We start from the raw sequence: 16,826 nt of genomic DNA on the forward strand, positions 1-16,826 counted from the left end.
CTAGACTAATACCGCGGGGCATCCTAATTTGAAAGAGCTCAGGATAACAAAGGTAACCTCGTTTACTGTGCAGGCAAACTTTGAGTGGACCTTTGTAAGGGTCTACTCCGGGGACCTTTACGGCACCGGGGAGGCGGGCCCTACGCCTGGCGCCTCGGCGATAGCTAATACGCTCGGCAGCGTAATAGTTGGCGAGGACGCATTTAAAGTAAACAGGATCCTCCAGAAACTTAGGTGGGCCACGCTCTACGCCGGCACGTCAGCATATCACATAATATCAGCCATAGATATGGCCATCTACGACCTAATTGGCAAGTACCTCAACCTGCCGGTCTATGCCCTGCTTGGCGGCGATAGGACAGAGATACCAGTGTACGTGGATGCTCACGGAGGCAAGGGCCTTGAGGCCATGAACTCAGCGCTCATGCCTGTTGAGCCCCCATGGATTTCGCAGGCCAATGTGGAGAAGGGCAGGATAAAGGAGCCAAGCCCGGTTCACGGCAGGCTCACCGCTGAGGCGTGGACTTCAGACTACACTCCTGAGGCTTACGCGTCAAGAGCAAGAGAGCTGAAGGCGGAGGGCTGGAAGGCCATAAAGTTTGACCTGGACGTGCCGACGCCCCACTCAGACCCTGTCAGACTAAGGAGCGGAAGGCTCAGCCAAGCCGAGGTACAGTACCTTGCGGCGCTGGCCGAGGCCGTCAGGGACGCCGTGGGTTACGACGTAGATATCATGTTTGACCTTCACTGGCGTTACGACCTCAACACGGGCATCGCCCTGTGCAGGGCTCTTGAAAGCGTTAAGCCCAGGTGGGTCGAGGACCCGACGCCGGCGGTCACCACGTTAACTAACCTTGACGAGCTAAGGATGATCACCTCCCGCTGCAACGTCCCCATAGAGGTTGGGGAGAACCTCTACACGTACTACCAGTTCAAGGACCTTCTCGGCACAGGGGTCAGCGTGTGGGCCCCTGACCCAGCTAAAGCCGGAGGTATAACGGAGCTGCGGAGGATAGAGGAGCTGGCGTCGCTCTATGATATAGAGGTCTCACCTCATAACATAGGCTCCCCCATAGCAACTATGGCCGCGGCCCACGCAGCGTCCGTTAGTAACACCTTTGGGGCTCTTGAGTTTCATGGACATGACTTGCCGTTCTGGAACGACCTAGTCAAGAGCAAGAAGAGGATAATAGATGCCAGTAGGAGCGCCATAGTTTTGACTGACGAGCCGGGCCTCGGTGTAGAACTCGACGAGGAAGTCGCCGCAAGGCTGTGGCCTGGGTTCGAGCTCTAGCGGCCAAGGCGGCGATTGAGTTAGTCTTTTTTATTTCTTGAGCCTTAGATCATTATGGGCGGCGCATGAGGACCCTGGCATGTCCTGAGGTGATGAGGATTACGAACCCCCGACCTGACGCCGCCCATAAGGTGAAATCAACCTACATGGCAGTATTGCACTCTACCATTATTATGATAATAAATTAAAAGCACTATGCTAAGGGCGAAGGGGCCCGGGCCGGGATTTGAACCCGGGACCTCCGGGTCCACAGCCCGGCGCTCTAGCCAGCTGAGCTACCCGGGCCACAGGGCCCACGCCCTCAGCTCATCGGCACGCTGCCTCAGGCCGGGCCCCTCCACGCCTACCTGTGACTGTTGACTCTATTTACCCTTTTCCTCCTATGACGAGCTATCCCCCACTAGGTGCAGCGCGAAGGCTATACAGCATGAACTTACTATGTCCTGAATTCCAAACAGCTAGGCTAAAAGGGCCCTCGTCACCTCTGATCCTGGGTGAAGACTAGTTGCCAGAGGTGCCCTTGAAGAGGGTTGACAAGAACACATGGATCATCGACAAGGGCTTCAAGGGCTGCATGAGGGTCCCAGCGATAATATACGCTGATGACCTGCTCGTCCAGAAGATGCAGCAGGACCTCACGCTGGTTCAGGCAGCTAACGTGGCCTGCCTCCAGGGGATACAGCAGTACAGCATAGTAATGCCTGACGGCCACCAGGGCTACGGCTTCCCCATAGGCGGCGTCGCCGCTATGGACATTGAGGAGAATGGTGTCATAAGCCCTGGGGGAGTAGGCTATGACATAAACTGCGGGGTCCGCCTCATAAGGACTGACCTCACAGTTAACGACGTTAAGCCCAAGATAAAGGACCTCATAAATGCCATCTATGAGAACGTGCCGAGCGGGCTGGGCAGCACTGGCAAGCTGAAGCTCAGCTTCCAGGAGCTTAACAGGGTCCTCGACGAGGGGGTTAGGTGGGCCGTCGAGAAGGGCTATGGCTGGGATGAGGACATAGAGAGAATTGAGGAGCGCGGCAGCTGGAAGCTTGCCGACTCAAGCAAGGTGAGTGACACTGCCAGGAGAAGGGGCGCCAGCGAGCTTGGCACCCTGGGAAGTGGGAATCACTTCCTCGAGGTCCAGGTGGTTGACAAGGTGTATGATGAGAGGCTGGCCAAGGCCTTCGGCCTCTTCGAAGGACAGGTGACAGTAATGATACACACCGGCAGCAGGGGGCTCGGCCACCAGATAGCGAGCGACTACCTGCAGATCATGGAGAGGGCCATGAGGAAGTACGGCACGATGCCGCCGGACAGGGAGCTGGCCAGCATACCATACAATACGCCCGAGGCCCAGGACTACGTCAAGGCTATGGCGGCTGGGGCTAACTATGCCTGGACCAACAGGCAGATAATAACTCACTGGGTCAGGGAGAGCTTCCAGCAGGTGTTTAAGGTCGACCCGGAGAAGCTCGGGATGCACCTGGTCTACGACGTGGCCCACAACATAGCTAAGATAGAGGAGTACGACATAAACGGAAAGAGGAGGAAGGTAGTGGTGCACAGGAAGGGCGCCACGAGGGCGTTCCCGCCGGGGAGCCCTGAGATACCGAGCATATACAGGGATTATGGGCAGCCCGTGCTGATACCTGGCAGCATGGGCACCGCGAGCTACGTGCTAGCCGGCGTTGAGACTGGAGTGAAGACCTGGTTCACTGCACCCCACGGGGCTGGGAGGTGGATGAGCAGATCTGGGGCTAAGAGGGAGAAGACCTACAGGGAGGTAGTTCAAGAGATGGAGAGCAAGGGCATATACCTCAAGGCAAGCAACGTGGCCACGGTAATAGAGGAGATGCCTGAAGCCTACAAGGATGTTGACAGGGTCGCGCAGGTGGCCCACGACGTCGGCATTGGAAGGCTCGTGGCCAGGCTTCGGCCCCTGGGCGTCACCAAGGGCTGACAAACGCCTTTTGAGCATCTACATGTTAAGGAACCAGGCCTGTATGGTGTACTGTATTTTACTTTCTCCTCTAACAGCTACCTGAAAAGAGCCCGGTGCTGGACATGAAAGGGGGTCTGCTGAGGGGGCTCGCCACATTTATGATATTAGCTGAGCTCGCCGAGAGGCCGAAGTGTGGCTACGAAATAGGCAAGGATATATCGCAGAAGGTGGGAGGCAAGCTTCCTCCTGGCTACGTATACGTGATGCTCAGCATGCTGGAGAAAAAAGGCCTCGTGGAGAGCAGCCCCATAGGCGAGAGGAAGAAGGAGTACAGGATAACGGAGAAGGGAATAGACTTCCTCATAGAACATGAGCAACACATAGATAAAGTAATAGCGCTGCTGAGGGAGGTAGAGGGCGTTGCCAGGTCGCTGAGGTACTCAAGGCTGCAGAAAAGCGGTGGGCTGCGCGAGGGCGAGCCTAGCCAAAGCTAATTAACCTCATATGCAGTTGAAGCCTGGGGCTATATATGAACGTAGAAAGCCTTAGCATGAGGTTAGCTAAGCTAACCTCTGACATGATAAGAATTGACACCTCCAACCCTCCTGGCCACACGAGGGAGTTCGTGAACTTCCTTGTAGACTACCTGCAGCTTCAGGGCTTCAGCCCTGATACTGTTGAGATAGCTGAAGGCAAGCCAAACCTAATAGTTAAGGTTGGCTCGGGGTCGCCGACGCTGATACTCAACGGTCACATGGACGTGGTGCCTGCCGGCGACAAGGGGAAGTGGACCAAGGCCGACCCCTTCTCCGGGGAGATCAAGGACGACAAGGTTTACGGGAGGGGCGCCACTGACATGAAGGGCGGACTGGCTGTAATAGTAGCACTATTCTCTGATGTGGCAAAACTTATAGAGGACAGGGGAGCGGGCTCCCTTACGTTAGTGGCCAGCGCTGACGAAGAGGTTGGAGGCGCCAATGGACTGGGGGCCCTCGTCTCCAGAAAAGTTGTCACGGGGGACGCAGCGATAATAGCTGAGCCGTCAGGCGTCGAGACGATCTCCATAGGAGAGAAGGGGCTCTGTCAAATATCGCTGACAGTTAAGGGCAGGTCCGCCCATGGCAGCATGCCCATCCTTGGCGATAACGCCATAACAAAGTCGCTTGACGTCATAGAGCTGCTTTCACAGGCCATAGACTCCTACAATTCTAAGATAGAGCCGCCTAAGGATCTTGAGGAAATGCTTGAGAGCTCTATAGACGTCCTGGTTGAGGAGGCCAGCAAGTCACAAGTTAAGATATCAAGGAGCGAGGCGGAGTACGTGCTTAAGAAGATAACCTTCAACCCAGGCGTCATGCACTGCGGCACAAAGATCAATGTAGTGCCCGACAGGTGTGACGTTGAAATAGATACAAGGCTGCCGCTTGGGGTCAAGGGCGGCGGCGAGCGCACGGCCTGTGAGCTCCTGCTCGAGGACATAAGAAGCATACTCCTGGAAAACCTGCCGCCTGACAGCTTTGAGCTCGGAATTCTTAACAGCAGCGAGCCTAACTACACGGATCCTAACAGCGGCATAGTTAAGGTAATCTCTAATTCTATTGAAAGGGTCCTTGGCGTTAAGCCTAAGTACCGCATAGAGACAGGCGCCACCGACGGCCGCTATTTGAGGTATGTCGGCGTGCCTGTGGCGATCTACGGCCCTGGCGAGCCGTTCTTAGCGCACGCCTATAATGAATACGTAAAGATCGAAGATTTAGAGAAGGCCTATAGGGTCCTCAGGGATGCCGTGCTATCATTTTTCAACGTGAGCGAGTGAAAGGGCCGTTTTTGGCTTAAACCCTTCCAAAGTGCAGTATATCGTCAAACTCGGCTATCGTCATTTGAGACCTCCACAGCAGTTTCTACGACGTTTCCGATGTGGTATAACATCTTAGCACCTTACTCTAAAGTTTTTCGATAGACTTTCTTAATAGAAACATTTTTAAACTAGCAAACGCCTCTGACACCTGCGTGAGAACATGATAGAGGTTGGTTCACCTGCGCCTGACTTCACGGCAAACGCCTACTTCCCTGCAGAGAACAGGGTTGGCAAGCTGAGCCTACATGACTTCAAGGGCAAGTGGGTCGTTTTAACGTTCCATCCAGGCGACTTCACTTTTGTCTGCGCCACGGACCTTGAGGCCTTCCAGGCGTACTACGATAAGTTCAAGGCTAACAACGCCGAGGTCCTAGCGGTCAGCACGGACAGCGTCTACTCGCACAAGGTCTGGGTCGAGACAAGCCCAAGAGTTAAGGGTGTCAAGTTCCCGCTGGTCGAGGATATAAACAAGCAGATATCCACTGCCTACGGCTTCCTTAACACGGCCACCGGCATGACAAGGAGAGGAACGGTCATAATAGACCCTGACGGAATAGTTCAGTACATATCAGTGTTTAACGATAGGCTTGGAAAGGACGTGCCGCATATCTACAACGCCTTCATTAACTTGAAGTACCTCTACGAGCACCCGCCAACACCAACGGAGTTCGACATAGTGAGCGCCAACAAGGGAGAGGGCTCCCAGGTACTCCACATAAGGATACCGGACAGCATAGGGAAGCTGTGAAGATAACTATTTTAACTTTATTTTAGTTTTATATTTATTTCAAGTTATTTTTCCTTATCTAACTAACGTTTAATTCCCGTGACCTCAGAGAAGCAGAAGGGAGATTACTTTGGCTGAGAGCCCTGACGAGGGCGAGAAGAAGGGTCTCAGGATGTCACTTCCCCAGAAGTCGTCGCCCTCAGCGGCGCCTGGAGGAGGCCAGAGCTACAGGGAGATCGCGGAGCGCATGAAGCAGGTCCAGGAGGAGCAGAGGCTTGTAGTTAAACGAATGAAGGAGATCCCTTACAAGGTAGCCATACTGAGCAGCAAGGGAGGCGTTGGAAAGTCATTCGTAACCGCCAATCTAGCCATGGCATTGGCAACCATGGGTAAAGTTGTTGGTGTCCTAGATGCGGACTTCCACGGTCCCAGCATGCCAATGATGTTGGGCCTGAGGAACGTCAGAGGCCTCCTGGCCAGGGAGGATGGTAGCATAGTTCCTGCGGTTAACGTATATGGCGTTAGGCTCGTCTCCGTGGGTCTCATGCTTCCGAGCGACGATGCCCCAGTGATCTGGAGGGGGAGCATAAAGACAACAGCAATAAGGCAGCTTTTGGCCTACACCGATTGGGAGGGAGCTCAGTACCTTCTCATAGACCTGCCGCCCGGCACGGGCGACGAGCAGCTCACCATAGCCCAAACTATACCTGGACTCACAGGCTTCCTGCTCGTCACGATACCCAGCGAGGTCTCTAAGATAGTTGTTAAGAAGGCTGCGGCGTTCGCTGAGAAGCTGAACGTGCCGCTGCTCGGCATCGTGGAGAACATGAGCTACTTCAAGTGCCCAGACGGCAGCATACAGTACATATTTGGCAAGGGAGCAGCCGAGGAGATAGCTAAGGAGTACAACATACCGTTCTTAGGGCAGATACCTCTGGACCCGCATATACGGGAAGCTAATGACAACGGGGAGCCGTTCTTCCTTGAGTACCCTGACTCGGAAGCCGCAAAGTCATTCCTAGACATAGCTAAGAAGTTCATAGATGTAGTCGAGAAGGGCAACAGGACTCAAGCACAGAGTTCTTAAAGCGTGTAACTCTCGCCCCTATCCCTTATGTATCATACATAAAGGAAGGGATCATATGAGGCCTAGCTTGGCGGCCACGTCGGAAGCTTTATATTCACTTGAAAGCCTCACGTAGGCCTTTTTCTCACCAGTAGGAGTTATCAGCGTGTTCACCGACTGCACCTTAACGCCGAAGAGCGACTCTACAGCCCTCTTTATCTCTGGCTTGTTTGCATCGCGGGCCACTATCAGCACCAGCGTGTTGGCCTTCTCCATGAGGCTCATAGCCTTCTCGCTCATTACAGCCCTAAGTATTATCTCCCTTGAGTTTGAGCTCACGATAATTCACCTCCTACCTTAAATCTCTCAGCAAGCGCGTTAAGCGCGTTTGATGTTATAACTGTGAGCCTGCCAGGCTCGCCTCCTGGGGCCAGCTCAAGCACGCTCACGAGCTGAGGCTCCACTACGTCAACTCCTGGGAACCCTCTCACTGACCTGGCGAAGGGGGAGTCTATATCGTCCACTATGAAGAGTATGCTGACCGGCGTTACGTACCTCCTGCCGCGCATCTTGCCCTTTCCAGCCCTTATCCTAGTTCCCTCATAGGCCCTCTCTATGTCCGAGTAGACCCCTATCTTGCTCAGCAACTCCCTTGCATCCGACGTCCTCTTTACGGCCTCCGACACTGAAGAGTCTAATATTATTGGCGTCGCGGTTGCGGAGAACACGTGCCCCCTGTCCCTAACAAGCTCTGGGATAGCGGTCGCGGCCAGGGCGCTCATGGTGCCAAGTATCCTCTCTGTCCTGTTGACGTCCTCCTTTATCTTCTTCTCCACGGTGGGCGGGAAGGCCCTCCTGCCCCCTCTCACGAACGGGGCAAGCCTTGCCCTAGTGGAGCCCCTAATCCTCGGAACCCTGGCAAGACCGTGGTGAATTCCAAGGCTTACTGCGGTCGTCCTCTTGCCAGCCATGGGATCCCTTCCCTTGGGCTGCAGGGCGGCGGTGAACTCGCTCATGAAGACCCTGTGTATGAGGTCCCTCCTGACGGGTACCCTGAAGACGTCCGGCAGCTGGACCTCCCCGGCCTCCTTGCCCTCAGCGTCATACTTAGGCACAGATATGGGCGGATTCATGTAGAGCAAGAACCCAAGGCTTACCCTGCTCATGACATTACACCCCCTGCTTGCTCTGTAGGCTCACAAACGTTATAGTTGGCTTGACGACGCCAAGCTTTAGGTACCACCTAGGCGGCCTCACGGGGTACCTCATAACTATAGGCCTCTTGACCGCGCCTGGTATGGTGCCCTCCAGGACCACCAACGTGCTCCTGGGTATACCGTAGTGTAGGAAGCCGCCAGCTGGAGTGTATGCAGCCCAATCATCTGTTATGTCAAGTATCCTCTTGTTGTACTCCGTCCTCCTGTGGAAGCCCAGCTGTCCTGGGTTTGGTATCTCCCACCAGGTGCCCTTGCCGTGGCTCCTGGCCCCTATGCCCCTGGCCTTCTTCCTGTGCTTGTGCCACCTTGGCAGCACCTTAACGCCGAACCTCTTAACATCTCCCTGGAATCCCTTGCCCTTGGTTACGGCGATGACATCCACCATGAGGCCTGGCTGAAAGACTTCGCCCACAGAGAGCGTCTTGCCAAGTATTGAGGTAGCGTAGTCAAAGGCTGCTTTAACGTCGCTGCCTGGAGAGGCAACTTTAACCTCCAGCAGGTCAGGCGACTTCTTACTGAGCCCACCAGTTAGCTTGGGCTGTGTTGCCACCAGGACTCTAACCTCTTTGATATCGCTTAGCGAGGCCTCAAGCCTCTTAAGCATAGACTGCGTGTCGAAGGCCCCGATAGCGCTTATCCTTCTCTCGAGCTCGAGATCAAGCGGGGGCCTTGCCCAGGCCTCACCTACGGTGTAAAGTCCCCTGTTCTCATCGTAGCCATAGCCTCTCACTGCAAGCACGAAGATGGGCGGGGCCTCAAGCACAGTTATGGGTCTGAATACCTCCTTGCCAAAGGTTGGCGAGCCCTGCCTGTTATCCACTATGAATGCATGAGTCATGCCGGCCTTGTACCCAATGAAGCCCAGCAGCGTCGGCTTCTGCGCGCTAACCTCAGGCCAACTGCTGACGCTTGGCACGAACTCCGATGAGCGCTTCCTCGGCATAAATCCTAGGCTGCCACGTCTTGGCGCTGACTTTTTACGATGCCCCACTCCTTAGCACCTCGCTACATCAGCCTCGTATAGGCTGGGGGCTGGCATTTTAAAGGTTGAGCCTCCAGCAAAGCTTTCTTAGAGGCCCTTGTCCAGCAGCCGCGGGGCCGAGCATTTTAGATGCTAGGCGTCTAAGGCCCTCTGGGGAGTCGCGGGCTTGAGCACAAAGTCAGGCGTCTTCGACCTTGACGGCACGCTGGCAAGTACAGCGAGCGCGCACCTAGCGTCATGGATAAGGGCCCTTCAGGCATTAGGCGTTAACAACGTGACCATAGATGAGAGGCAGCTCTTAGGAAGGAGGGCTACGGAAATAGCGTCCATAATACTGAGCTCTCTCAAGCCTACCAACTTGAGGGTGACTGCTGAGGAGCTAATAGCTCTAAAGACTAAGTTCTTTGAGCAGGTCGTTAAAGTGAGCGTAAAGCCCATGCCTTGCGCTATTGAGCTGACTTCTGCTGTTAGGAAGTTCGGTGGAAAGGTTATCGTAGTCACTTCCTCGCTCAGCGCGTCGGCAAGTCTAATACTAGGCGCCATCGGCATTAAGCCCGACGTTCTGATAACGGGCGATGAAGTTGAAAGGGGCAAGCCCGACCCAGAGCCCGTACTTAAGGCGCTCTCACAGGCCGGCCTAGCCCCCTCTGAGGTATTTGCCGTGGGCGACACCATTAATGACGTCGAAGCCTATTGGAGGAGCGGCATAAGGGACATATACCTAGTGAAAGGCGATGTGCCTATGCATTATGAAGATGAACTAGTCGCCAGGTTTGGCGCTAAAAAAGTAGAGAGCCTCTGTGACATTCTTAATGTCGAGTACCCTCATTAACTGCTCTTACAAAATCGGTGTCCGACGCCTTAGTGGCCATCTAAGAATTTAAAGCTCTGCTTTCCACAGCTACCTTGAGATGTAAGGACTTGAGGATAGCGATATTCTATGGAGGACAGGACTTTGCCCTGCAGCCCCTAAGTAGGGCTGAAGTTCTGGGCATAATAGATGAGGAGCAGAAGGTGGTGGAGCAATACGAGAACCCTGCCCCGGAGATGGGAAGCCAGGCAGCAATTGAAGGCCTGATAGAGCTGGGAGCAAAGGCAGTCATAGTCAGGGATGACACCCTGAGCCAGAGCGAGTACAAGGCGTTGAAGGGCCAGGTAAAGTTCATGCCAACCCAACTGGGAAACCTCTACGACGTGCTTGAGCACCTGGAGGAGGTAAAGCAAGGGGCAAAGGACCAGCTTGAGGGCCTGGAGCAGGGCGAGAGCGCTCAGCAGGAAAGCTGAATCCAGCGTCAGCTCGGGTTTCTCTAAGCGTTGATAGCTTTTTAGATGGCCCTTCCTATAGACTTTAGGGAGGGCCTTGCTCGCTGTCAGGTATGGCCAGGTCACAGTTATAGTCAAGCTTGGCGATATAACTGATGAAGAAGCTGACGCAATAGTTAACCCGGCCAACTCCTACCTAATAATGGGTGGCGGCGTTGCAGGCGCTATAAGGCGAAAGGGCGGCAAGGTGATAGAGGATGAAGCTATATCCAAGGCTCCTGTCGACATAGGGGATGCCGTGGCTACCACCGCGGGCAAACTCAAGGCTAAGTATGTAATACACGCGCCCACAATGAAGGAGCCAGCTTCGCCCACCAATGAGACCAACGTGAGGCTTGCCACCAGGGCAGCACTTAAGGTTGCGAGGCAGCTTAACGTCAACAGCATAGCCTTCCCCGGGATGGGCACCGGGGTGGGAGGAGTCCCGTTCACGGTGGCTGCAAACGCCATGGTTGACGAAATAAAGAAGTTTATTGATGTAAACGGCCCGCCGCCCTTTAAGATAGTTCTCGTGGCAATAGATGAGGGCCTCTATGAGGCGTTCTCTGCGGCGGTAAGCTCTTACCTAGGCTCTAGGGGCATTTAATGCAGATCCTTAAAGACCTTGGAAAGGACGTCTCTACGGCGTTTCCATCCTACCATTTAGGGATACCCAACACTGTTGAAGAATTAATAACCCTGAAGCCAGGTGTCAGATCGATCAATGATTAGGTGGGGTGGATACGTTGGAAGAACGAGTTCCCTAGAGGCCGTCGCCCCAAGCGCTGCTGCCGGCCCCGTGCTAGAAGCCGAGGACATATCGTTCTCATATAATAACTATAAGGTCCTTGACCATGTAAACCTAGAAGTTGATGAAAATAACTTCGTAGTAATAGTGGGACCCTCAGGTGCCGGCAAGTCGACGCTGCTGAGGATATTGGGGGGTTTCATAAAACCCTCGAGCGGCAGGGTCCTCCTCATGAATGAGGAGGTAACGAGGCCCACTCCTAAGATAATGATGGTCCACCAATCCATAGTTACTTTCCCATGGATGACGGTGCTTGACAACGTCCTCATGGGCACCGAGGTCAGGCACCTGCCCAAAGACGTAGCGAGGCAGGTAGCCCTCCAGATGATAGAAGTCGTCGGTCTGAAGGGCTTTGAGCACTTTTACCCCAAGGAACTGAGCGGGGGCATGAGACAGAGGGTCGCCATAGCGAGGGCGCTGGCGGCCGATCCCATAGTGCTCCTCATGGATGAGCCCTTCTCCCACCTGGACGAGCTCACTGCGGAGTCGCTAAGGAGGGAGGTCTATAATATGTTATTTAACGTGAACACGCCGCTCAAGGGTGTAGTTATGGTAACTCATAACCTTGCAGAGGCCGTAGAGCTGGCAGACGTAGTCTACATTTTGAACGGGAGGCCTGCGACGATAACTGGCAAGGTTAAGATAAACCTGCCGAGACCCAGAAACCCGAGGGATCCAGAGTTCATGAACTACACCGACGTACTTTACGATTATATAGCCGAGTACAGAGGGGCGTGATTATGAGCTATGCTAACATCTACGTTACTATTGCCCTCGCAATACTCGCTACCACCGGCAGGGTCTTCCTGACAATAGGGCTCTCCATAGTAACTGGCTGGCTCCTTGGATACTTAGCCATTAAGAGCAGGGCCTTTGAGAGCGTCTATGTCGGCCTTAGCGAAGTCCTGGAGTCCGTTCCTGTGATATCATTCTTCCCAGTGGTGTTGATCTTCTTCGTTGACAGGATCGGGGGTTACATAGGCGTCGAGCTGGCCGTCGATTTCCTTGTATTCACGGCTGTGGTGTGGAACATATGGATGGGCATCTACCAGGCGTTCAAAACGTTGCCACTCCCAATGCTAGAGGTAGCTGAGAACCTAAGGTATGGCTTTATAGCCAAGATGAGGAGGCTTTACATACCTTTTTCTATGCCCCGCATAGCAGCCAACCTAATTCCTAGCTTCGCTGACGCGTACTTTTACATAACTGTGAGCGAGGTGTTCTCTATAGGGGCAACTAGCTACCACGTGTTTGGCATAGGGTCCCTGATAGCCAAATTCATGAATGAGGGCATGCTTAATTGCGTCTACTACTCCCTCCTAGGCCTCGCCATGCTTATTGCTGGCGTAATCTTTGCCTTAAGGAACTTTGCCAACTGGGCAGTAGCAAAGTACGGGCTGGACACGCCGCCTAGGTCCGCTCATCCAGGGGTCAGGACCAGGTGGAGGTCCCTGAGCAGATTCTACGCGGCCGCCAGGCCGCTGCGCGTGATAACAACCGTCACCTCCAGGCCTGTTAGGGCGGTACCTTTACGGAGAGTTGAAAGGATACAGCTATCTGAAAGGCAGCTTGACTGGGCCCTCAGGATCGTCGGCGCGGTGCTGCTATTGCTTATAATTTATGGCGCTGCGAAGGCAGCGCTGTCGGTAAAGCCAAGTACTTGGAACTACCTTCTCTCCAATACATGGCCTATAATTGTCGGCCTAGCCTATGACTACGCGAGAGTGGCCGTAATCACGTTGATATCGTTTGCAGTTGCCGTCTTCGTAGGTTACTACCTGGCCTTCCACAGGAGGGCGGAGGCGGTCTTCATACCGCTGATTCAGTCCCTCTCAGCGCTGCCAGCTCCAGCCTACTTCCCCTTGCTCTTCCTTGCAACCAGCGCCATACTCTACAGGGCGTTTGGAGGCTTTACCAACGAGCTCTACGTCCTGTTCCTTGGCTTTGTAAGCACGTTCTACTACATATTCTACGCGTACTGGATGGGCATTAAGGCGGTCCCACATGAAGTTGTAGAGCTCATGGACAACCTAAACATGGGCTTCTTCAAGAGGCTGCGCAAGATACTGATTCCTGGAACCCTACCATACATAGTCACTGGGCTGACGTCGACAATAGACAGCGCCTGGGGAGGACTTATGATTGGGGAGTACTGGCCTGACATCATAGGCGATAAAACGCTCGAGGTGTCACATGGAATACTGAAGATACTTGACGTGGCCACCAATGAAGGTAACATAGCGCTCGCGGCCTACGCTTCCCTGATATTCGGCATAGTTGTAGTGGCCTTCGCCCTTTTGTTCACCAGGCACCTGCTTGAGATTTCAAGGAGAAAATACGTCATAGAGGAGTCCATATACGCTGCCTAGGGCTTAAGCACCGCCCTGCCCAGGGCTTTTCCATTCAGAATGTCGCTGTACGCCAGGTTCACATCATCAAGTCTGTAAGCTTTATAAAAGGGCTTTACCAGGCCTTCGCCTATGAGTTTCACTGCCTCCTCGTACTCAGACTTTGTGTAAGCCGATGTGCCGCTTATCTTAAGCTCCCTCATGACTAGCAGCGCCGGCCTCTCTATCGAGATGGGCTCTCCAGTGACGTTCCCCACTAGAACCAGTTCGCCTCCGCGCCTTAGGCTTCTCATGCTCTCGTTTATCAGCGGCGCGCCGACTATTTCAAAGACATAGTCCACTCTTCCCAGGCTTCTGTAGAAGGAGAGGTCCGTTACGACAGATACGCCCAAGCCCTCCAGGACGTGCGCCTTCTCCTTGGACCTCACGTACGCTATTACGTTGGCATGAAGAACATTAGAGAGGTACTGGACCCCATGTATGCCAACGCCGCCGCTGGCGCCTGTGACGAGGACCCTGTCGCCTGGTCTAACGCCTACCACCCTGGATGCGTGAATCAGGGTGGCCACGCCGCAGGTGGCGGCAGCGTATTTGTCGAACTCCTCGTCAGGGAGCCTAACTATGTTTGACCTAGGCGCTGCCATCAGCTCCGCGTATCCACCCGGCCTTCTCTCGCCCAGGGGGAGGAACTCCTCTGAGCCAGGGTCCGCAGGATAAACTCCCACTGGCTCTCCATCCTCGGTAACACCGAACACCTCATGGCCTAGCACCAGAGGAGGCTTCAAGTTCCTGAAGCCGCCGCGCCACACCACTATATCTCTACCGCACACGCCCACCGACTTGACCTTCACTATAACGTCGTTCCCTTCAGCATTGATGTCAACATAATCTATATCAAACTGTCTGCCAAATTCCCTTAATATAGCAGCCCTCGCTCTTACCACCGCGCGCCCCTAGATAATTTAAGTAGTCAAAGCAGTAGATATCGCATAAGCTTATAAGCTGCATAGATGGCCTGTTGCTAAAAGGGCAAAGGGAGGCGGGGTAGGGCAGCGGGGTAGGGCAGCCTGGTAGCCCGCGGGGCTCATAACCCCGAGGTCGGTGGTTCAAATCCACCCCCCGCTATAACCCTTTGCCCGTTGCGCTCCTCTGGCCTGGGTTGCCTACAGGCTTACCGACTAGGCGTTTATTCTCGAGGACGCAGGTTCAGAGACGGTGGAGCCTTGACCAGGGTCTCAGTTATAGGCCTTGGAAGAATGGGTAGGGGGATAGCCAGGAGGCTCTCGTCTAGGGGGTATGAGGTATTCGGATATGACGTTATGACCTCGGCATACTCATACCTTAAGGACCTGCAGAACTTCAAGTCATTGAGCAGCCCTGCCGACGCCTCGGAAAGCGACTTCGTGCTTCTTTCCCTTCCAGGAGGCTCCGAGCTCCTAGCAATTCTGCCCCAGCTTAAAGGCCTTGAAGGCGTTGCCATAAATCTGACCACCATAGGCCTTGAGGAGTCCAGGAAGGCCAAGTCATTGGCTGAAGATCTTGGGCTTAAGTATATCACTGCCATGATGGAGGGAGGTCCAACGAATGCCGAGGCAGGAACTCTGGTACTTTACGTTGGTGGTAATAGGGGCCTCTACGAGGCTTCGAAACAGGTGCTGAGCGACATGGGACAGCATATATATGTGGGAAGCGACGAGTCGGCCGTAGCCCTCAAGCTCATAAGCACGCTAATACTTATGGCTAACACGGTGGTCCTCGCTGAGGCGGCCTCAGCGCTGAAGAACCTGGGCGCACCGCCAGACGACATTGTTAAGGCGCTCTCCATGGGAGGCGCCGACTCCGCGCAGCTCAGGTCAAGGCTACCGCTCATGTTAAAGGGCTCCTATAAGGAGCTCTTCTCGATAGAGCTAGGCAGCTATGTGGCTGAGGAGGCGCTTAAGGCCCTTAAGGAGCTGGGCTCCACGTTCACCCCGGTCCTGGCCGAGGTAAGCGAGGTGCTGGCGGCGGCTAAGCAGAGGGGCCTGGGCAAGAGTGACATCTCTGAGGTTGAGGAGCTCTACAGGCTCCTTTCCCTGAAGTAAGCCTTTGCCACTAAGCCGCCCGCATTCCTGAACCTTTTATATTAGTTGGCATCGTTTAGGCTGGGGCTTTGGCATGAAGGAGGCAGTGTTTACCGAGAGGGCTCCAAGGCCCATAGGGCCTTACAGTCAGGCAATAATAGCTGGAGACCTTATCTTCGTGTCAGGCCAGATACCGATAGACCCTTCCACAGGCCGTATAGTGAGCGATGACTTCAAGGAGCAAGTAAGGAGGGCCCTGGAGAACGTTAAGGCCATTCTGGAGGCCGGCGGTTCCTCCCTCGACGACGTCGTGAAGGTGACCGTATACCTCAAGGACCCCTCTAGGTTCCAGGACTTTAACCAGATCTACTCAGAGTACTTCAAGGGGTCCTTCCCAGCCAGGACTACAGTCTTCGTTAACGACCTTCCAGCGGGGGCCCAAATAGAGGTCGACGTAATAGCCGCCAGGCACACCTGAAGGGTTATTTGCCATTTTCTCCCTGCTGTATCAGCACTTTACAGGCCCTCTTTATTATATCCGTTGACCCCCTTAGACCTCCTGAGAACTCCCTCTTAGACTCAAACCTTATTACGGTTGGCCTTTTGCCCGTTCTCCTCTCCACCTCGGCCGCAAGCCACTCCTCATCCATAGCCTGGTCTGGGCCAAGCACTATGTAGTCAGGCTTTATGTCCTCTATAGGCTTCAGGTAGTCCTTCTCGTCGCCCAGCACAGCCTTATAGACGAACTTTATGGAGCTCAGTATCTGCAGCCTTGACTGCTCGTCAAGTACAGTTGGCCTTCCCTTGTCTCTCTGCGCGTTGAAGTCCCTTGCAACTATAACATAGAGCTTGCCCAGCCTTGAGGCGAAGCTAAGCAGCTGTAGGTGGCCGGGGTGCAGGATGTCAAAGGTTCCAGCCACGACAACCTTTTTGGAGTCAACGGGGGGTGAGGGCCAGCTGAAGTCAAGTATGCCTAGGAACCTAAGTGAATCCAATAGGCCTTCCGCATATGATACGGAAACCAACGCTGTCGCAGGGTCGCCCTTAGCAAGGTAGTACTCGGCATCATTTACATAGGCGGACACGTTCTCTAATATGGCGCTTGCCCCAGGTAAGGTGCTAGGACCTAGGCGGCTCAGCTTCTCCTCAGCCGCGCGGACAGCCTCCCTGATTCCAGCCAGGTACTTTTCTACCCTGCTGCTAAGGTCCTCGTTAGCTGCAGCGATTT

At 54.3% G+C, this 16,826-nt stretch carries 18 protein-coding genes and 2 tRNA genes; 14 read left to right on the forward strand and 6 right to left on the reverse strand.

The features are described from left to right. Positions 1 to 28: 28 nt before the first annotated feature. Complete coding sequence (locus ACZ5OO_RS01190) at positions 29 to 1,294, forward strand: mandelate racemase/muconate lactonizing enzyme family protein (RefSeq protein ID WP_464078335.1); 1,266 nt, start codon at positions 29 to 31, stop codon at positions 1,292 to 1,294. Positions 1,295 to 1,505: 211 nt separating this feature from the next. Here the strand turns inward: ACZ5OO_RS01190 and ACZ5OO_RS01195 are convergent. After that, positions 1,506 to 1,579, reverse strand: a tRNA-His gene (locus tag ACZ5OO_RS01195). Positions 1,580 to 1,868: 289 nt separating this feature from the next. Between ACZ5OO_RS01195 and ACZ5OO_RS01200 the strand changes: the two genes are divergently transcribed. From ACZ5OO_RS01200 to ACZ5OO_RS01220, 5 genes are all read left to right on the forward strand, one after another. Further along, a complete protein-coding gene (locus tag ACZ5OO_RS01200; protein ID WP_464078542.1) occupies positions 1,869 to 3,248 on the forward strand; it encodes an RtcB family protein in 1,380 nt (459 codons plus the stop codon). Positions 3,249 to 3,352: 104 nt separating this feature from the next. Continuing rightward, positions 3,353 to 3,724 carry a PadR family transcriptional regulator gene (locus ACZ5OO_RS01205; protein WP_148217154.1) on the forward strand — a complete coding sequence of 124 codons (372 nt, stop codon included), beginning with the start codon at positions 3,353 to 3,355 and terminating at the stop codon, positions 3,722 to 3,724. 35 nt (positions 3,725 to 3,759) lie between these two features. Further along, positions 3,760 to 5,046 carry a M20 family metallopeptidase gene (locus tag ACZ5OO_RS01210; RefSeq protein WP_464078336.1) on the forward strand — a complete coding sequence of 429 codons (1,287 nt, stop codon included), beginning with the start codon at positions 3,760 to 3,762 and terminating at the stop codon, positions 5,044 to 5,046. 202 nt (positions 5,047 to 5,248) lie between these two features. Further along, complete coding sequence (locus ACZ5OO_RS01215) at positions 5,249 to 5,836, forward strand: peroxiredoxin (protein ID WP_013266849.1); 588 nt, start codon at positions 5,249 to 5,251, stop codon at positions 5,834 to 5,836. Between the two features lie 151 nt (positions 5,837 to 5,987). Next, positions 5,988 to 6,902, forward strand: coding sequence for an Mrp/NBP35 family ATP-binding protein (locus tag ACZ5OO_RS01220; RefSeq protein ID WP_048812997.1), 915 nt, complete (start codon positions 5,988 to 5,990; stop codon positions 6,900 to 6,902). Between the two features lie 51 nt (positions 6,903 to 6,953). On the opposite strand, the gene ACZ5OO_RS01225 is transcribed toward ACZ5OO_RS01220, so the two are convergent. The 3 genes from ACZ5OO_RS01225 to ACZ5OO_RS01235 are packed head-to-tail and all read right to left on the reverse strand — an operon-like array spanning position 6,954 to position 9,041. Next, positions 6,954 to 7,181 (reverse strand): 50S ribosomal protein L23, encoded by a 228-nt coding sequence (locus ACZ5OO_RS01225; protein WP_048812998.1) that lies wholly within the window; start codon positions 7,179 to 7,181, stop codon positions 6,954 to 6,956. A gap of 35 nt (positions 7,182 to 7,216) precedes the next feature. Continuing rightward, complete coding sequence (gene rpl4p / locus ACZ5OO_RS01230) at positions 7,217 to 8,047, reverse strand: 50S ribosomal protein L4 (RefSeq protein WP_013266852.1); 831 nt, start codon at positions 8,045 to 8,047, stop codon at positions 7,217 to 7,219. Positions 8,048 to 8,051: 4 nt separating this feature from the next. Further along, positions 8,052 to 9,041, reverse strand: a complete 990-nt coding sequence (locus ACZ5OO_RS01235) for a 50S ribosomal protein L3 (RefSeq protein WP_464078337.1) — start codon at positions 9,039 to 9,041, stop codon at positions 8,052 to 8,054. A 205-nt stretch (positions 9,042 to 9,246) separates the two neighbouring features. On the opposite strand from ACZ5OO_RS01235, the gene ACZ5OO_RS01240 reads away from it, so the two are divergent. The 5 genes from ACZ5OO_RS01240 (at position 9,247) to ACZ5OO_RS01260 (ending at position 13,559) form a co-directional block, all read left to right on the forward strand. After that, a complete protein-coding gene (locus ACZ5OO_RS01240) occupies positions 9,247 to 9,912 on the forward strand; it encodes an HAD family hydrolase (RefSeq protein WP_464078338.1) in 666 nt (221 codons plus the stop codon). A gap of 74 nt (positions 9,913 to 9,986) precedes the next feature. Further along, positions 9,987 to 10,364, forward strand: a complete 378-nt coding sequence (locus ACZ5OO_RS01245) for a hypothetical protein (protein ID WP_464078339.1) — start codon at positions 9,987 to 9,989, stop codon at positions 10,362 to 10,364. Between the two features lie 76 nt (positions 10,365 to 10,440). After that, positions 10,441 to 10,989 (forward strand): macro domain-containing protein, encoded by a 549-nt coding sequence (locus tag ACZ5OO_RS01250; protein WP_464078340.1) that lies wholly within the window; start codon positions 10,441 to 10,443, stop codon positions 10,987 to 10,989. Between the two features lie 117 nt (positions 10,990 to 11,106). Beyond that, positions 11,107 to 11,928: an ABC transporter ATP-binding protein gene (locus ACZ5OO_RS01255; RefSeq protein ID WP_013266857.1), complete on the forward strand. Its 822-nt coding sequence runs from the start codon at positions 11,107 to 11,109 to the stop codon at positions 11,926 to 11,928. A 2-nt stretch (positions 11,929 to 11,930) separates the two neighbouring features. After that, a complete protein-coding gene (locus tag ACZ5OO_RS01260) occupies positions 11,931 to 13,559 on the forward strand; it encodes an ABC transporter permease subunit (protein WP_464078341.1) in 1,629 nt (542 codons plus the stop codon). On the opposite strand, the gene ACZ5OO_RS01265 is transcribed toward ACZ5OO_RS01260, so the two are convergent. Then, complete coding sequence (locus ACZ5OO_RS01265) at positions 13,556 to 14,482, reverse strand: zinc-binding dehydrogenase (protein ID WP_013266859.1); 927 nt, start codon at positions 14,480 to 14,482, stop codon at positions 13,556 to 13,558. The genes ACZ5OO_RS01260 and ACZ5OO_RS01265 overlap by 4 nt on opposite strands. 107 nt (positions 14,483 to 14,589) lie before the next feature. Between ACZ5OO_RS01265 and ACZ5OO_RS01270 the strand changes: the two genes are divergently transcribed. The 3 genes from ACZ5OO_RS01270 to ACZ5OO_RS01280 all read left to right on the forward strand — a co-directional run bounded on the left by ACZ5OO_RS01270 (position 14,590) and on the right by ACZ5OO_RS01280 (position 16,076). Further along, positions 14,590 to 14,663: transfer RNA gene (locus ACZ5OO_RS01270), tRNA-Met, on the forward strand. A 98-nt stretch (positions 14,664 to 14,761) separates the two neighbouring features. Then, complete coding sequence (locus ACZ5OO_RS01275) at positions 14,762 to 15,619, forward strand: NAD(P)-dependent oxidoreductase (RefSeq protein ID WP_013266860.1); 858 nt, start codon at positions 14,762 to 14,764, stop codon at positions 15,617 to 15,619. Positions 15,620 to 15,692: 73 nt separating this feature from the next. Further along, the gene (locus tag ACZ5OO_RS01280; RefSeq protein WP_464078342.1) at positions 15,693 to 16,076 is read left to right on the forward strand and encodes a RidA family protein; all 384 of its coding nucleotides are present in this window, start codon (positions 15,693 to 15,695) and stop codon (positions 16,074 to 16,076) included. A 4-nt stretch (positions 16,077 to 16,080) separates the two neighbouring features. Here ACZ5OO_RS01280 and ACZ5OO_RS01285 read toward each other — a convergent pair whose 3' ends face one another. After that, complete coding sequence (locus tag ACZ5OO_RS01285; protein WP_083774052.1) at positions 16,081 to 16,824, reverse strand: DUF357 domain-containing protein; 744 nt, start codon at positions 16,822 to 16,824, stop codon at positions 16,081 to 16,083. Between the last annotated feature and the right edge of the window lie 2 nt (positions 16,825 to 16,826).

It is taken from the genome of Acidilobus aceticus (assembly GCF_055392325.1).

Excerpts from the sequence above, each read along its gene's own strand:
- ACZ5OO_RS01255 (WP_013266857.1), top strand. The coding sequence starts at position 11,107 with ATGATTAGGTGGGGTGGATACGTTGGAAGAACGAGTTCCCTAGAGGCC.
- ACZ5OO_RS01225 (WP_048812998.1), bottom strand. The coding sequence starts at position 7,181 with ATGAGCGAGAAGGCTATGAGCCTCATGGAGAAGGCCAACACGCTGGTG.
- ACZ5OO_RS01220 (WP_048812997.1), top strand. The coding sequence starts at position 5,988 with ATGTCACTTCCCCAGAAGTCGTCGCCCTCAGCGGCGCCTGGAGGAGGC.
- ACZ5OO_RS01260 (WP_464078341.1), top strand. The coding sequence starts at position 11,931 with ATGAGCTATGCTAACATCTACGTTACTATTGCCCTCGCAATACTCGCT.
- ACZ5OO_RS01280 (WP_464078342.1), top strand. The coding sequence starts at position 15,693 with ATGAAGGAGGCAGTGTTTACCGAGAGGGCTCCAAGGCCCATAGGGCCT.
- ACZ5OO_RS01200 (WP_464078542.1), top strand. The coding sequence starts at position 1,869 with ATGAGGGTCCCAGCGATAATATACGCTGATGACCTGCTCGTCCAGAAG.
- ACZ5OO_RS01205 (WP_148217154.1), top strand. The coding sequence starts at position 3,353 with ATGAAAGGGGGTCTGCTGAGGGGGCTCGCCACATTTATGATATTAGCT.
- rpl4p (WP_013266852.1), bottom strand. The coding sequence starts at position 8,047 with ATGAGCAGGGTAAGCCTTGGGTTCTTGCTCTACATGAATCCGCCCATA.
- ACZ5OO_RS01210 (WP_464078336.1), top strand. The coding sequence starts at position 3,760 with ATGAACGTAGAAAGCCTTAGCATGAGGTTAGCTAAGCTAACCTCTGAC.
- ACZ5OO_RS01235 (WP_464078337.1), bottom strand. The coding sequence starts at position 9,041 with ATGCCGAGGAAGCGCTCATCGGAGTTCGTGCCAAGCGTCAGCAGTTGG.
- ACZ5OO_RS01215 (WP_013266849.1), top strand. The coding sequence starts at position 5,249 with ATGATAGAGGTTGGTTCACCTGCGCCTGACTTCACGGCAAACGCCTAC.